The sequence below is a fragment of the Streptomyces sp. NBC_01352 genome (assembly GCF_036237295.1).
Lineage (GTDB): Bacteria > Actinomycetota > Actinomycetes > Streptomycetales > Streptomycetaceae > Streptomyces > Streptomyces plumbiresistens.
In genome coordinates this window covers 4,908,148-4,923,046 of the sequence record NZ_CP108354.1, presented here as the reverse complement: position 1 = coordinate 4,923,046, position 14,899 = coordinate 4,908,148, and the positions used below count along the sequence as shown (strand labels likewise).

17 protein-coding genes are annotated in these 14,899 nt (G+C 72.6%); 8 read left to right on the top strand and 9 right to left on the bottom strand.

Annotated features, from left to right (window positions below):
• Window positions 1-102 precede the first annotated feature (102 nt).
• The 4 genes from OG252_RS22790 to OG252_RS22775 are packed head-to-tail and all read left to right on the top strand — an operon-like array spanning window position 103 to window position 2,984.
• Window positions 103-1,320, top strand: coding sequence for a sedoheptulose 7-phosphate cyclase (locus OG252_RS22790; RefSeq protein WP_329338287.1), 1,218 nt, complete (start codon window positions 103-105; stop codon window positions 1,318-1,320).
• Window positions 1,317-2,045 carry a cupin domain-containing protein gene (locus OG252_RS22785; RefSeq protein ID WP_329338285.1) on the top strand — a complete coding sequence of 243 codons (729 nt, stop codon included), beginning with the start codon at window positions 1,317-1,319 and terminating at the stop codon, window positions 2,043-2,045. The genes OG252_RS22790 and OG252_RS22785 overlap by 4 nt, the downstream gene beginning before the upstream one ends.
• Window positions 2,042-2,419, top strand: a complete 378-nt coding sequence (locus tag OG252_RS22780; protein ID WP_266435559.1) for a cupin domain-containing protein — start codon at window positions 2,042-2,044, stop codon at window positions 2,417-2,419. Before OG252_RS22785 ends, OG252_RS22780 begins: the two co-directional genes overlap by 4 nt.
• Window positions 2,412-2,984, top strand: coding sequence for a VOC family protein (locus OG252_RS22775; RefSeq protein WP_329338282.1), 573 nt, complete (start codon window positions 2,412-2,414; stop codon window positions 2,982-2,984). The genes OG252_RS22780 and OG252_RS22775 overlap by 8 nt, the downstream gene beginning before the upstream one ends.
• Before the next feature lie 79 nt (window positions 2,985-3,063).
• Here OG252_RS22775 and OG252_RS22770 read toward each other — a convergent pair whose 3' ends face one another.
• From OG252_RS22770 to OG252_RS22755, 4 genes are all read right to left on the bottom strand, one after another.
• A complete protein-coding gene (locus OG252_RS22770) occupies window positions 3,064-4,128 on the bottom strand; it encodes an IS701 family transposase (RefSeq protein WP_443068500.1) in 1,065 nt (354 codons plus the stop codon).
• Between the two features lie 896 nt (window positions 4,129-5,024).
• Window positions 5,025-6,143 (bottom strand): IS701 family transposase, encoded by a 1,119-nt coding sequence (locus OG252_RS22765; protein ID WP_329338279.1) that lies wholly within the window; start codon window positions 6,141-6,143, stop codon window positions 5,025-5,027.
• A 153-nt stretch (window positions 6,144-6,296) separates the two neighbouring features.
• A complete protein-coding gene (locus OG252_RS22760; protein ID WP_329338277.1) occupies window positions 6,297-6,863 on the bottom strand; it encodes a TetR family transcriptional regulator in 567 nt (188 codons plus the stop codon).
• Window positions 6,864-7,118: 255 nt separating this feature from the next.
• Window positions 7,119-7,745: a ScbR family autoregulator-binding transcription factor gene (locus tag OG252_RS22755; RefSeq protein ID WP_266435544.1), complete on the bottom strand. Its 627-nt coding sequence runs from the start codon at window positions 7,743-7,745 to the stop codon at window positions 7,119-7,121.
• Between the two features lie 134 nt (window positions 7,746-7,879).
• On the opposite strand from OG252_RS22755, the gene OG252_RS22750 reads away from it, so the two are divergent.
• On the top strand, window positions 7,880-8,803 hold the full coding sequence (locus tag OG252_RS22750; protein ID WP_266435541.1) for a ScbA/BarX family gamma-butyrolactone biosynthesis protein: 924 nt from the start codon (window positions 7,880-7,882) through the stop codon (window positions 8,801-8,803).
• 33 nt (window positions 8,804-8,836) lie between these two features.
• Here the strand turns inward: OG252_RS22750 and OG252_RS22745 are convergent, their stop codons facing one another.
• Window positions 8,837-9,247 (bottom strand): winged helix-turn-helix transcriptional regulator, encoded by a 411-nt coding sequence (locus tag OG252_RS22745; RefSeq protein ID WP_266435538.1) that lies wholly within the window; start codon window positions 9,245-9,247, stop codon window positions 8,837-8,839.
• 126 nt (window positions 9,248-9,373) lie between these two features.
• On the opposite strand from OG252_RS22745, the gene OG252_RS22740 reads away from it, so the two are divergent.
• Window positions 9,374-10,267 (top strand): NADP-dependent oxidoreductase, encoded by an 894-nt coding sequence (locus OG252_RS22740; protein WP_266435535.1) that lies wholly within the window; start codon window positions 9,374-9,376, stop codon window positions 10,265-10,267.
• Between the two features lie 13 nt (window positions 10,268-10,280).
• On the opposite strand, the gene OG252_RS22735 is transcribed toward OG252_RS22740, so the two are convergent.
• Entirely contained in the window at window positions 10,281-10,628 is a 348-nt protein-coding gene (locus tag OG252_RS22735) for a DoxX family protein (protein WP_266448198.1), read from the bottom strand.
• 118 nt (window positions 10,629-10,746) lie between these two features.
• Window positions 10,747-11,550, bottom strand: coding sequence for a helix-turn-helix domain-containing protein (locus tag OG252_RS22730; RefSeq protein WP_266435532.1), 804 nt, complete (start codon window positions 11,548-11,550; stop codon window positions 10,747-10,749).
• Between the two features lie 141 nt (window positions 11,551-11,691).
• Between OG252_RS22730 and OG252_RS22725 the strand changes: the two genes are divergently transcribed.
• Window positions 11,692-12,783 carry an LLM class flavin-dependent oxidoreductase gene (locus OG252_RS22725; protein ID WP_266435529.1) on the top strand — a complete coding sequence of 364 codons (1,092 nt, stop codon included), beginning with the start codon at window positions 11,692-11,694 and terminating at the stop codon, window positions 12,781-12,783.
• Window positions 12,780-13,367: an FMN reductase gene (locus tag OG252_RS22720; protein WP_329338272.1), complete on the top strand. Its 588-nt coding sequence runs from the start codon at window positions 12,780-12,782 to the stop codon at window positions 13,365-13,367. The genes OG252_RS22725 and OG252_RS22720 overlap by 4 nt, the downstream gene beginning before the upstream one ends.
• A 74-nt stretch (window positions 13,368-13,441) precedes the next feature.
• On the opposite strand, the gene OG252_RS22715 is transcribed toward OG252_RS22720, so the two are convergent.
• Window positions 13,442-13,660, bottom strand: a complete 219-nt coding sequence (locus OG252_RS22715; RefSeq protein WP_266435523.1) for a hypothetical protein — start codon at window positions 13,658-13,660, stop codon at window positions 13,442-13,444.
• Window positions 13,661-13,762: 102 nt separating this feature from the next.
• Window positions 13,763-14,800 (bottom strand): aldo/keto reductase, encoded by a 1,038-nt coding sequence (locus OG252_RS22710; RefSeq protein WP_329338270.1) that lies wholly within the window; start codon window positions 14,798-14,800, stop codon window positions 13,763-13,765.
• Window positions 14,801-14,899 lie beyond the last annotated feature (99 nt).

The following is a 14,899-nucleotide window of genomic DNA, read 5'->3' as shown; positions in this document are numbered from 1 at the left end:
CTTGCCCGGCGTATTCGACGGCTGCTGGAATGTGAATGCAGTAAACGTAGGCCGGGATTACGGAAAACACCGGAAACCCAGGAATATCTCTGTGGAGGCAGCATGACTCGGGACAACGCGCCGACGGGCCTTTTCACCCGCAGCGCGCAGGTGGACGTCTGGCAGGTCAACGCGGTGAAACCGGTCAGCTACGAGATCAGGATGTGCGAGGACGCCTTCGACCCGGCGGACGAGGCCCTGCTGGAACCGGCCTCCGTGACCGGCGGGGACCGGCGCCGATTCGTCGTCATCGACGCGCACGTGGAGCGGCTGCACGGCGAGCGGATCCGCGCGTACCTCGACCATCACCGGGTCGACTACCGGATGCACGTCGTGGAAGTCGACGAGACACTCAAGGAGTTGGCGACCCTCGAGGACATCGTGCGGGCCCTGGACGCGTTCAGCATCGACCGGCGCCGCGAGCCGCTGATCGCGATCGGCGGCGGCGTGCTGATGGACATCGTCGGACTGGTGGCGAGCCTCTACCGGCGCGGCACCCCCGTCGTGCGGGTGCCCACCACCCTGATCGGGCTGGTCGACGCCGGTGTCGGCGTGAAGACCGGCGTCAACTTCAACGGGCACAAGAACCGTCTCGGGACCTACTTCCCGGCCTCGCTGACCCTGCTGGACCGGTCGTTCCTGGCCACCGTGGACCGCCGGCACATATCCAACGGCCTGGCCGAGGTCCTCAAGATGGCCCTCATCAAGGACGCCCGGCTGTTCGACCTGCTGGAGTCGCACGGGCCCGCGCTGATCGAGAACCGGCTCCAGGGCAGCCGCTGGGGCACCGGCCGGGCGGCCTGCGAGGTCGTCCAGCGGGCCATCCACGGCATGCTGGAGGAGCTTCAGCCCAACCTGTGGGAGACCCAGCTGGAACGGGTCGTGGACTACGGCCACACCTTCAGCCCCACCATCGAGATGCACGCCCTGCCGGCGTTGCTGCACGGCGAGGCGGTGTGCGTCGACATGGCTCTGACCACCGTCATGGCCGCCCGCCGGGGCATGGTGAGCGCCGCCGACCGTGACCGGATCCTCGCGGTCATGGACGCCCTCGAACTGCCCACGTGGAACGACCTGTTGGAGCCGGGGCTGCTCGCCCGCGCCCTCGCGGACACGGTCCGCCACCGCGACGGCCGGCAGCGGCTGCCGCTGCCGGTCGGCATCGGGGACGCGGCCTTCGTCAACGACGTCACCCCCGCCGAACTGGCCGCCGCCATCGACGACCTGCGCACCCTGGGTACGGCCGGCCGTCGGGGCGCGGTGCTCGAGGAGGCCGCGTGATCGTCGCCGACGTCTCCGAGGCGGCCGAGGTCCACGGCGTCCACGGCACCGAGGGGCTGACGTTCTGGAAGTGCCTGGCCCGGCGGACCGGTACGGCCGGTTCCTGGGAGGCCGTCGAGTGGGCTTCGCTGCCGCCCGGCGCGGTCAGCGGGGAGCACCTGCACACCCGTACCGAGGAGATCTACTTCGTCCTGACCGGCGAGGGCGAGCTCCTCCTCGACGGCGAGCCGCACGCCGTACGCCCCGGCTCGATGGCGCTGACCCGTACGGGCAGCACGCACGGCCTGCGCAACACGGGGGCCGGCCGGCTCGACTGGCTGGTCGTCGAGATGTCGACGCCGCACACCCACGCCGTGCTGACCGGGGCACGGCGGTCCGACCAGGAGAACGCCATGCCCCGCAGCACCGTCCACGTCCTCCAGGAGGACAGCACCGTCGACCCGTCGGTCAGCTTCGAAGGCCCCCTCCGCTCCATCCGCACCCTCGCCCTGGACGCCGGGGAGAGCCTCGCGCTGGCCGCCGACGGCACCGAGCACGTGCTGTTCGTCCTCGCGGGCGAGGGCACCGCCGCAGGCAGCGGCACCGAGGTCGCGCTCGCGGCCGGCACCGCGCTCACCCTGCCGCTGGGCGGCGAGGTCAAGGTCACCGGCGGGCCGGGCAGGCTGCGGCTGTTCCACGCCGTGATGGCCGTCGCGCCCGCGTCCGGGGAGGTGACCGCCGCGTGATCGTCTCCCGGGCGGCGGCACACGCCGTACGGCAGGGCGGGCCCGACCGGCGCTGTCTGGCGCGGCGCGGCATGCTGCACAGCGAGTGCGAGGCCGTCGACCACGTACGGCTCCCCGGCGGCGGCGCGGTGGAGGAACGGGGGCGCAGCGGCACGGACGAGGTGTGGCTCGTGCTGTCCGGCGCGGTCGCGGTCGAGGAGTGCGACAGCGCCCCCTGGACGCTGCGCCCCGGCGAGCTCATGCTCAGCCCCGCGGGCGCCCGCCCCCGGCTGACGGCCGCGGACGGCGGCGCGGAGCTGCTGCTGATGGCCGTACTCCCACACGATCGGGTACGACGGCTGCCGCGGCGCGTCCCGGAACTGACCCGTGACTGAGCGGGGGCCGGCGCCGGGCCGGCGGGGCATCCCGACCGCACGCAATGTCGACCACGTCGCCTACACCGTGGCCGACCTGGCCGAGGCGGTGGCCTTCTTCGTCGACGTCCTCGGCGGCGACCTCGTCTACCGCGAGGGGCCGATCCGCCGCGACGACGACTGGATGGCCGAGCGCCTGGACGTGCACCCCCGTGCCGTCGCCGAGATCGCCATGATCCGGCTCGGCCCCACCTGCAACGTCGAGCTGTTCCAGTACACGGCCCCCGGCCGGCGCACGGACCCACCCCGCAACCACGACGTCGGCGGCCACCATCTCGCCATCGCCGTCGAGGACATCGACGCGGCGGTGGCGTACCTGGCCGCCCAGCCGGGCGTCCGGATCCTGGGCGGCCCGGAAACCATCGAGCACGGCCCCATCGCGGGCAACCGCTGGACCTACCTCCGTACGCCCATCGGCATCACCCTGGAACTCCTGGCCATCCCCGACGGCAGTCTCCCGTACGAGAGGGAGACGGCCGCCCGGCGCTATGCCGGGGAGCCGGGGGGTTGGGACAGCGGGCACTGAGCCCTGCGGGGCGGTGGTGACGGCCGGGGCCGCGAACGGACGATCCGTTCGCGGCCCCGGCCGCTTTCCCCTCGCGGGTTCAGCCGTGGCCCCCGCCGAGCATGAGCGCGGCGTACGCGGCCGAGGCGAGGGTCATGTGGCGGTGCCAGCCGGCGTAGGAGCGGCCTTCGAAGTCGCGCAGGCCGACTCGGGCGCCGGTGCGGGTGGTGTCGCGGGCCACCTGGTCGGCGAGGTCGGTCAGGCGGTGCAGTTCGGGGGCGGGGGCCTGGGTCAGGGTGGTCAGCCAGAAGTCGGCACGGCCGGGGTGGTCCGTCCGCCACTGGGCGTACAGCAGCAGCCCGTCCTGCGGTCGGCCGTCCCCGCCCGGCGGGGCCACCCGGGCGGTGACGGCCCGGACCCCGGGGGCGACCTCGTACGACCGCAACCAGGGGGCGCCCGGGGTGGCGACGAGCCGCTCGACGGGGAGCGCCGGGCCCAGGGCGGGGCGGCCCGACGGGCCGAGCACCTGGAGGGTCACGCCGGCGGAGAGCCGTACGGCGGCGCTCGCCGTGGCGAGGGACCGCAGCGCGGACTCCGTGTCGGCCGCCGGGGTGTCCCACAGGATCGGGGCCGGTGGTGTCGCTTCCGTTGCGAGGAGGGACGTGACCGGGCGCCGGCCGGGGCCGAGGTCCACGGGCTGGGGGTGCGGGACCGTGCGGCTGGGTGGGGAGAGGACCCAGTCGACGGGGGCGTTCAGGTCCTGGCGGGCGTACCAGAGGCCGTGCGCCTGCTGGCCGTTCATCACCTGGCCGGTCTCGGGGACGAATCGCCGGTGCACGCCCACCGAGTTGGTGCCCGACTTGGGGATGAGCAGCGGCCGTACGACCCAGGCCTGCGGCGGCGCGAGGTCGGTCAGATGGGCGGCGAGCGCCGCGCGGACGGGCTGCCAGCTCCAGGGGGCGTTGCACACGAAGTGATGCAGGCGCTGCGCGGCCCCCGAGTCGCCGAGGGCGCGGGCGATGTTCCGGACGGACTTGCGCCCGGGGGCGGTGAGCAGTCCCCGCAGGTACTGCTCCCCCTTGAGGCGGTGGCCGGCCCGGGAGAAGGACGGGAAGAGACGGTCGGACAGCTCGGAGACCAGGGACTCCGTGCAGGGGGACGACAACGCGGTGCGCGGGGAAGTAATCGCCGCGCATGAGGACATCAGTTCCGACGCATACATGACACACCCCTCCTTGCAGGGTGACGAGCGGAGCGGCCACGCTGCCGCGAAGGACATGCACCCGAACCCGGGCTTCCGGGCTCGGGCCCCGGCCGGTTTCCGGGCTCGGGCCCCGTGCTCGGGCCCCGGACTCCGGCTTCCCGGACTCGGGTCCAGGGCTCCGGCTTCCGGGTTCCGGCCCCGGGTTCCGGCCCCGGGTTCCGGCCCCGGGTTCCGGCCCCGGGTTCCGGCCCCGGGCTCCGGCCCCGGACTCCGGCTCCCGGACTTGGGTCCCAGGCCCCGGACTCCGGAACTCGTGTCCAGGGCTCCCGTTTCCAGGCTCCGGTTTTCGGGCTCGGACTTCCGGGTTCCGGCCCCGGGCCCTTGACTCGGGCCCCGGACTCCGGCTCCCGGACTCGGGCATCCGAGCTCCGGACTCCGGATCCCGGGCGCAGGGTGACGAGTGGAGCGGCCACGCTGCCGCGAAGGACATGCGCCCGGACTCGGCTTCCGGGCCCCGGACTCCGGCTTCCCGGACTCGGGTCCAGGGCTCCGGCTTCCGGGTTTCGGGTTTCGGCCCCGGGTTCCGGGCTCGGGCCCCTGACTCGGGCCCCGATTCCGGCTCCCGGACTCCGGATCCCGGGCGCAGGGTGACGAGTGGAGCGGCCACGCTGCCGCGAAGGACATGCGCCCGGACTCGGCTTCCGGGCCCCGGACTCCGGCTTCCCGGACTCGGGTCCAGGGCTTGGGCTTCCGGGCTCCGGGCTCCGGCTCCGGCTTCTGGGCTCGGGTCCCGGACTCGGGTCCAGGGCTCCGGCTTCCGGGCTCCGGCTCGGGCTTCCGGGCTCGGGTCGCCGGGCTCAGGCGCCGCGGGCCAGCACGCCGGAGCATCGGTGCGTCGGAGGGGCTGAGGTCGGGGCCGGGGGGTTCGTCGACGGTTCCGGGGTTGGGTCCGGCTCCCCGGCCGCCGGTCCTCGCCGCAGCGTCGCGAGCGCGTGGGCGACGGATGTGAGGGTCATGTGGTGGTGCCAGCCCGGATACGAGCGGCCCTCGAAGTCGGACAGCCCGAACTCCGCGTTCAGCGCGGCCAGCGACGCCTGGGCCGCGTCCGCGTGCCGCAGCAGCCCGCGCACCCCGCCGGCCGCGAGGTGACGGGAGTTGGTGACCGCCCAGCGGACCGTCCGCCCGGGCCCCGGCGCCCGCAGCCGCCACAGCCGCAGCACCTGGGCACCGACCGCACCGCTGCCGGCCTCGACGGGCCGGACCAGTGCCGTACGGACGACGTCGTCACCGTCGTACGACGGCAGTTCGTCCACCCGCACCGGGCCGGCCGGTCCGCCCACCGGCACGACCCGCTGCCAGGTGCCGGTCTCGGCGAGGAAGACCGTGCCCCTCCGGGTGAGTTCGGCGGCGAGCGGCGCGAGGTCCTCGGCGCACCGGGCGTCCGCGACGACCGGCAGTGGGCCCGCGCCGGAGGCCAGGGTCAGCGCGTGCTGCCAGGCCTGGCAGGGCACGGCGGACTCGGGCAGTCGTACGCGCCGCCGCCGCACGGGATCCGCGCACCACTCCTCGTCGAGGACCAGACGCCAGTCCACGGGGACCGCCCGGCGGCCGGTGGACAGGAACAGTCCCACGCCCACCTGGGCCTTGACGGCCCGTCCGCCGGCCGGGTCGAAGTGCGCGCCGACGCCCACGGAGTGGCTGCCCCGCTTGGGGATCAGCGCCGCCGCGAGCACCTGGGCACGCACCGGAAGCCGTTCGGCGACCCGGCGTGCGAGCCGCTCCCGGACCGGAGCCCAGTCCCAGGGACTGTTGCCGACGAACTGGTGCAGCGCGTGCGCCGCGTCGGGCGAACCGGTCGCCGCCAGGGCCAGGTTGCGCGGGGACTTGCGCCCCTGCGCGGTCAGCAGCCCGCGTATGTACACCTGCGCCCAATGACGTTGGTCGCTGCGCGGCAGGTGACCGAAGAGGTCCTCCACTCTGCATCCCCCTTGCCGACGGCTACTCCCAAGACAATACAGAACGCTCTCTTTGTTTTCGACCCGCGCGGACCGGGCCGACGCCACTTTGCCAAGTCGGGCGGAAAAGCGCCTGGTGGGGAGGGGTGGGGGGTGGAGAGGACAGGGGTGTTGTCAGGGGCGCGCGAGGCCCCACACGAGCGTCGCGTGGTGCGCGGGTGCCGCGACCCCTTCCGCGCCGGGCAGGCCGTCCAGCCGTACGGCGGTCTCCGCGCCCGCGACGATCGACAGCGCGAGGGCGACCACGGCCTGCGGTGACGCCCAAGCGGCCAGCTCCTCGTCCGCTTGCCCGACGAGCTCGTGCAGCAGTGGCAGCCAGGTCCCGTACCAGCCGGCGCCGGCGGCCGGGCGGTCCCAGGTGAGCCGGGCGGCGGCCCGTACGACGACCTCCTGCTCCAGGAGACGGGCCAGGGTGCGGGTGAAGCCGACGACGTCCGCCACGCCGGCCGGGCCCTGCCGGAGCGGCAGCGCCTCCCGGGTCGTCGTACCGCCCGACTCGCTGACCGCGTCGGCCAGTTCGCCCTTCGTCGCGAAGTGGAAGGTCAGGGCACCCATGGTCACTCCGGCGGCGCCGCTGATGCGGGCCAGCGAGGTGCCGGCGAAGCCGTGCTCGGCGAACTCCCGGGCGGCCGCGTGGATCACGGCCCGGCGGGTCCGCTCGGCCCTTTCCTGTCGTGCCACTGTCCGTCTCCGATCTCCACGAAGACGCGCCGACCGGGCACGGCGTGGTTGCCCATGCCGAACGGGGGAGGGGCCGTCGCCCGGCTCCGGACGACTGCCGCCCGCACAGGTCCCGGTCTGCGCGCACGGCCTACAGATTCGCAATTCGCCGATCTTAAGGGGCTGTTGCGAGCTGCCGTGCTGCCGGGGAGCGGGGGGTGGCGTACTTTGTCACGACCTCGGCGACCTCGGCGACCTCGTCGGCGCTGAGGGGCTTCATACCGGCGTCTCCCCCCGCTCCACGCCCACCACCAGCCGTTCCCTGACCTCGCCCGGGGCCAGCCCCGGCAGCAGATAGCGCCAGAGCGAGGCGATCCGTTCCGGAAGGTCGGTGCGCCGGGTCGCCACCTGGGACATCACCTGCGTGCCGGTGAAGCTCGCCACCAGGACGCCCGCGAACTCCGCCTCGTCCACCTCCGGCAGCAGCTCGCCGCGCTCGCGCGCCACGTCGAGTTCCCGGCGGAACTGGCCGATCCACCACTCGTACACCGAGTATTCGTTCAGGCCCGACTCCTCCTGCTCGACGGCCAGCCGCACGCCCGCCCTGAGCAGGACGTTGCGCTGGAGCTCGTGGGCGAGGTGGAGCGTGATGTCCACGAGCTGCTGGAGTCCGGCCGGGTCCTTGGGCAGCTTCAGCCCCTCGGCCTGGTTGACGATGACGGCCCGCGCCAGGTCCTCCTTGGACTTGAAGTGGAAGTACATCGCACCCTGGGTGGAGCCCGCGCGCTCCAGGATGCGGGTGATGCTCGTGCCCGCGTAGCCGCACTCGTCGAACACCTCGGCCGCCGCGTGAAGGATCAGCTGCTTCGTGCGGACAGCGCGTTCCTGCTTGGGCCGTGCCATCGGCTCTCTCCTCGCACTCATGTCGTCTGACGTCGCCCCTTCGACAAAAAACAGAACGTACTCTATTTTTTTCTGCGTCGCAGCCGGTACAAGAGCGCTGCGCCAAAGCCCTTCTGAGTGGGGGAGGTTCCGTCATGACCACCGTTGTGTGCGAACAGCAGCAGCCGAGCGGGGCCGGCCGGCCCGTGACCCAGCGGCTCGTCCACAAGTCGGACGCCGCAGAGGTGCTGCTGACCCGCTGGAGCCGTACGGCTCCCGACTCCTTCCGGGTCGCCGCCTGCTGGCCCGGCGACCATCCCTTCTATACGGCCGAGTCAGGGGCGTACCAGCCCCTGCTGGTCAGCGAAACGATTCGCCAGCTCTTCCCGCTGCTGTGCCACGCCGGATACGAGGTGCCCGACGGGCACCACCTGGTCTGGGAGGAGTACGGGGTCGACCTCGCGCCCGAGACCCTGCGCCCCGGCCCCGCGCTGCCCGAACTGCGGGTGACCTGCAGCGACATCGCGCGCAGACGCACCCATGTGGCCGCCATGACCATGGACGTCGACCTGGTGCGCGACGGCGCCGTCCGCGCCCGGGCCCGCTCGCGCTTCACCATCCAGGCGCCGGCCGTCTACGACCGGCTCCGCGGCGACCGTACGGACACCGAACGCGCGATGGCCGCGGCGATACCGCCACCGGCGCCCGCCCCGGCGGAGGCGGTCGGGCGGGACCGTACCGAGGACGTCGTCCTGTCCCCGACGGAACGCCCGGACCGCTGGCAGCTGCGGGTCGACACCCGGCACCCCAAGTACTTCGACCACGCCGTCGACCACGTCCCCGGGATGCTGCTCATCGAGGCCGCCCGCCAGGCGGCCCAGGCGGTACGGCATCCCGCGCCCGTCCTGCCCGCGGGCATGGAGACGGCCTTCCGCCGTTACGTCGAGTTCGACGCTCCCTGCTGGATAGAGGCGCAGCCTGTGGAGGGGGACGCGGACGCCGTCCGGGTCGTCGCCCGCCAGGACGACGAGGTGCGGTTCACTGCGGACGTACGGACGGTACGGACGCAGGCCTGCTAGGACAGGTCCGGAGCCGGCACGGCCGAGCCTGTCCTAGGAAGCCGCCGCGTCCCCGGCGTCGTACTGCTCCCGCGCCTCCCAGACCTCCTCGATGTGCGTCTCCGCCCAGTCCTTCACCGCGAGCAGCAACAGGCTCAGGCTGCGGCCCAGTTCGGTGAGTTCGTAGTCGACGCGGACCGGGACGGACGGGGTGACCGTGCGGGTGAGGATGCCGTCGCGTTCCAGTGCGCGCAGGGTCTGCGTGAGCATCTTGGGGCTGACGCCGGCGAGCCTGCGGGCGAGGTCGCTGTAGCGCAGGGGGCCGGGGGCGAGGGCGGAGACGACGAGGCTGACCCACTTGTCGCTGAGCCGGTCCAGGAGCTGGTTGGTGGGGCATCCCTTGAGGAACGCGTCGTACTCGGTGCGGGCCTCTTCGCGCCGCTGGGCCGCCGTCATGGTCGCCATGGCTCACCTCCGGGGTATGTACGCACCTGCGGGTAACTACTTCCCAATGGATAGTAACTCTTCCTAGGGTTGCCGGCAGCTGAGGAGATACCGAGGCAGTCAGTGATGTATGGGGAGTTGACGGACATGCGAGCTGCGGTGGTGACGACGTTCGGCGGGCCCGAGGCCGTGCGGATCGTGGAGACGGAGCTGCCCGAGCCGGCCGAGCGGCAGGTGCGGATCAAGGTGACGGCGGCCGCGCTGAACCCGGTGGACGCCGGGGTGCGGTCGGGGGTCTTCGGCGGCGAGGGCAAGCAGCTCGGGCTCGGCTGGGACGTGGCCGGGACGGTGGACGCGGTGGGTACCTCCGGGGGTGACTGGCGTGTCGGGGACGAGGTCGTGGCGCTCGACCACGGCATGGTCAATCCGCTGGGCACCCACGCCGAGTACGTGGTCGTGGACACGGACGCGGTGGCGCTCGCACCGAGGTCGGTCGACGCGGTGGCGGCCGCGACCCTGCCGCTGAACGCGCTGGCCGCCGCACAGGCCCTGGACCTGCTGGAGGTGACGCCGGGTCAGTCGTTGCTGGTGACGGGGGCCGCGGGCGCGCTCGGCGGATACGCCGTCCAACTCGCCGCGCACCGAGGGGTGTCGGTGACCGCGCTGGCCCGCGAGGAGGACGCGGAGCTCGTACGGTCGCTGGGGGCCTCGTCCTTCACCACCGGTGCCGTCGAGCCGGGCAGCGTCGACGCCGTGCTGGACGCGGCCATCGTCGGCGAGGCGGCCCTGGAGTGGGTGCGGGACGGGGGCGCCTTCGTCGCCGTCATTCCGGGGACGGCCCCGGACCCGGTGCGCGGAGTGCGGACGGCAGCCGTCGGAGTGAGCGCCGACGGGGCCCGGCTCGCCGAGCTGGTCGGCCTGGTGGACGAGGGGGTCCTGACCCTCCGGGTGGCCGAGACGTACGCCCTGGACGAGGCTGCGAAGGCGCACGCGCGGCTCGCGGAGGGCGGGGTGCGGGGGCGGCTGGTGCTGGTTCCCTGAGCGCCGGGCGGGGTCAGGCCAGTGCGCCCAGTGTCATGGCCGCGACCACCGGGGCGGCGTACACCAGCGGGAACGGGATGTGCGCGTACCACCGCGCCCGTACGACGGTGACGACCGCCCCGGCGAAGTACAGCACCAGCCCGGTCCCGGCCGCGATGCCGATGACCGGTACGAACAACCCGACCAGCAGGCCGACGGCTCCGGCGATCTTCGCCGCGCCGAGCCAGGGCCACCACGAGCTCGGCACCCGGTAGTCGGCCAGGGCCTTGGTGATCCACTCGGCGCGGGTGAGGACGACGCCCCCGGAGTAGCCGGCCATCGCGGCGGCCAGCAGGGTGACGACGGTGTGGGCGACGGACATGGGGTGCTCCTCGGTGGTGGGCTTCATCGCGTTCACCGGGTTGACGGGGAGCGGGGCGGGAGTGTGACAGGCCGGGGTCTTTTTTTCTTGCGCGGCGGACAAGTGCCGCGGAGGGCCGTCAGTGCACGCCTTGCGCGTACGCCGTCGGCGGGACCCCCACCGTCGCTGTGAAGTCCCGGACCAGATGGGCCTGGTCGGCGTAGCCGAGGTCGGCGGCCAGTGCCGCCCAGTCCACCGGCGCCTCCGTCTCCGCCCGTTCCAGCGCCTCGTGGATGCGGTGGCGCAGGATGACCCACTTGGGGCCGACGCCGACGTACGCGGCGAACAGGCGCTGCAGCAGTCGTACGGACATGCCCTCGGACCGCGCGAAGTCGGTGACGCGGCGGATCGTGCGGTCGGCGCCGATGCGGTCGACCAGGGTGGTGGCGAGGTCGGCCTGGGGGTCGGGCTGGGGGGCCAGGCCGAGGAGGAAGGTGTCGAGGGCGGCGACCCTGGCCTTCTCGTCGTCCGGGGAGAGGATCGTCAGGGGGTCCGTGTCCGGGAAGACCTCGGGGGAGCGGATCCGGTGGCCCGTCCAGTGTGTGACCGGGTGCTCCGGGGCGAAGGGGCGGAAGCCGCCGGGTCTGAACTTGATGCCGCACACTCGGCCCCGCCCCTCCAGTTTCTGCGCGAAGAGGCCGAGCTGGATGCCCGCCACCTCGACGAAGGGGTCCTGGCCCTCGAACCGCTGGAAGACGATGTTGACCGCCGGATGCGGGACGACATGGGAGACGTACGGCTCGGAGAGGTTCCAGTCGATCAGCCAGTACTGCTCGACATACCGGCGCAGCGGCTCCGCCGGCTCCACACGGCGGAAGTCCACGTGCGTGAAGAGCTCCGCGGCGTCGACGATGCCTCGGGTGTCACGGCGTACGGGGGCCATGAGGCGATCGTAGGGCGGGGCACGGACAGTCGACGGGTACGCGGGATGACGGGTGCGGGATACGGGTGCGGAATACGGGGGAGGGCGGGGCAGTTGTCAGGCTATAGTTGAACGGTCAACAACTTTGGAGGTTGAGCGACCATGCAGTTCGGGATCTTCAGCGTCGGCGACGTCACGCCGGACCCGACCACGGGCCGTACGCCGACCGAGCGCGAGCGCATCAAGGCCATGGTCGCCATCGCGCTGAAGGCCGAGGAGGTCGGGCTCGACGTCTTCGCGACCGGCGAGCACCACAACCCGCCCTTCGTGCCGTCGTCGCCGACGACCATGCTCGGCTACGTGGCGGCGCGGACGGAGAAGCTGATCCTCTCCACCTCCACCACCCTCATCACCACCAACGACCCGGTGAAGATCGCCGAGGACTTCGCGATGCTCCAGCACCTCGCGGACGGCCGGGTGGACCTGATGATGGGGCGCGGCAACACCGGCCCGGTGTATCCGTGGTTCGGGCAGGACATCCGCGAGGGCATCAACCTCGCCATCGAGAACTACGCCCTCCTGTACCGGCTGTGGCGCGAGGACGTCGTGAACTGGGAGGGGAAGTTCCGTACGCCTCTCCAGGGGTTCACGTCCACACCCCGCCCGCTGGACGGCGTACCGCCGTTCGTCTGGCACGGCTCGATTCGGTCCCCCGAGATCGCCGAGCAGGCCGCCTACTACGGCGACGGCTTCTTCCACAACAACATCTTCTGGCCGGCCGACCACACCAAGCGGATGGTCGAGCTCTACCGGAGCCGGTACGCCCACTACGGGCACGGCACCCCCGAGCAGGCGATCGTCGGCCTGGGCGGCCATGTCTTCATGCGGCGCAACTCGCAGGACGCGGTGCGGGAGTTCCGGCCGTACTTCGACGTCGCGCCGGTCTACGGGCACGGGCCGTCGCTGGAGGACTTCACCGACCAGACCCCGCTGACCGTCGGCTCCCCGCAGCAGGTCATCGAGAAGACGCTCGCCTTCCGCGAGTACGCCGGTGACTACCAGCGTCAGTTGTTCCTGGTCGACCACGCCGGGCTGCCGCTGAAGACCGTGCTCGAGCAGCTCGACATGCTCGGCGAGGAGGTCGTGCCGGTGCTGCGCAAGGAGTTCGCCTCGAGGCGTCCGGCCGGGGTGCCTCAGGCGCCGACCCACCAGTCGCTGCTCGCGGCCGCATCGAAGGGAGTGACCGTCGAATGAAGCTCGTCGTCGTCTCGGCCGGGCTGAGTGTCCCGTCGTCCACCCGTCTGCTGGGGGACCGGCTGGCCGCGGCCGTGGGCCGGGACCTGCCGGTCGAGGTCCAGGTCGTGGAGCTGCGCGACCTCGCCGTGGAGATCGCGCACAACTTCACCAGCGGGTTCCCGGGGAAGAAGCTGTCCGCCGCGATCGACGCGGTGACCGGGGCGGACGGGCTGGTCGTCGTCACGCCGGTGTTCTCCGCGTCGTACAGCGGGCTGTTCAAGTCGTTCTTCGACGTGATCGACAAGGACGCGCTGGCGGGCTTGCCGGTGCTGATCGCCGCGACCGGCGGTACGGCCCGGCACTCCCTCGTGCTGGACCACGCGCTGCGTCCGCTCTTCGCCCACCTGCGGGCCGTCGTCGTCCCGACCGGGGTGTACGCGGCCTCGGAGGACTGGGGCGCGGAAGGGCTGGACGGGCGGATCGAGCGGGCTGCGGGTGAGCTGGCGGCCCTGATGACGGGCATGTCGGCGGCCAGGCCCGACAAGGACGCCTTCGCAGCGGTCGTGCCGTTCGAGGAGCGGTTGGCCGCGTTGCGGGTGTGAGTGCGGGGTGGTGACGTCGGGTGGGCCGGGTGCGGCCGGGGCGGCGGGCCGCGGCCCGGCCCGGCCGCGTCGGTCTATCGGCGGCGGAAGGTGTTGATGACGGGGCTGTCCGCGGCCAGGCCCGTCACGGGCGCCTTCGCAGCGGTCGTGCCGTTCGAGGAGCGGTTGGCCGCGTTGCGGGTGTGAGTGCGGGGTGTGACGTCGGGTGCGGCCGGGGCGGCGGGTTGGCCGCACCCGGCCGGTCCAGGGCCTGGCCGGCGGATCATGCCGCAGACGCGGGGCAGCAGTGACATCAGCCGCTCCCCGGCGTTTTCGTCGCAGGTGCTCCGCATCGCTGCTCGACGCACCCTGCCCCGCTCACCCGCGTCGATCAGGCACCGCCGACGTCCTGCGACCTACCGGCGGCGGAAAGCGGCGTCCAGTGTGGACGTGCTGGTGTGCCACATGTTGTCGGCGACGTTGACCGTGTGGCCGGGCGGCACGATCTCGTCGATGCGGTCGAGGAGGTCGTCGGACAGCTCGATGCCGTCGGTGGTCAGGTAGGACTCCAGGTGGTCCATGGTGCGCGGGCCGACGATCGCCGAGGTGACCGCCGGGTGGCGGACGACGAACGCGATCGCCATCTGGACGAGCGTCAGCCCGGCCGCGTCGGCGAGCGCCCCCAGGGCGTCGGCGGCGTCGAGCTTGGCCGCGTTCTCCGGGGACGTGGCGTCGTAGGTGGCGGCGAAACGGGTCCGTCGGGCCACCGAACCCGGCCCGGCGATCTCCTGGCCCTTGCGGTAGCGGCCGGTCAGCCAGCCGCCGGCCAGCGGGCTGTAGGCCAGCACGCCCATCCCGTGGCGCAGGCAGGTCGGCAGCACGTCGTACTCGACGGCGCGGGCCAGGAGGGAGTACGGGGGCTGCTCGGTGCGGAACCGTTCGCGGCCGCGGCGCTCGGCGGTCCACTGCGCCTCGACGATCTCGGAACCGGAGACCGTCGAGGCGCCGAAGGCCCGGATCTTTCCGGCGTGGACCAGATCGGACAGGACGCCCAGGGTCTCGTCGATGTCGACGGACGCGTCGAGACGGTGCACCTGGTAGAGGTCGATCCAGTCGGTCCCCAGCCGGCGCAGCGAACCCTCGACCGCCTCCGTTATCCAGCGCCGCGAGGTTCCCCGTTGGTTGGGGTCCTCGCCGAACGGCAGACCGACCTTGGTGGCGAGCACGACGTTGTCACGCCGCCCGCCGGCGAGCGCCTTGCCCACGATCTCCTCCGACTCCCCGCCGGAGTAGAAGTCGGCGGTGTCGACGAAGTTGATCCCGGCGTCCAGGGCACGGTGGATGATCTTGGCCGAGTCGTCGTGCTCGCTGTTGCCGAAGGCGCCGAACATCATCGCGCCCAGGCACAGCGGGCTGACCGAGACGCCGGTGCGTCCCAGGGGGCGGTACTCCATGGTGGAGGCTCCTCGAATCGCCGCGAATCGAGCCGCGGCAGGTGGATAGAATCAGGCCGGACGCAGAAGCGGATAGCCTGTCCGTTCAGCGTAGCGGAT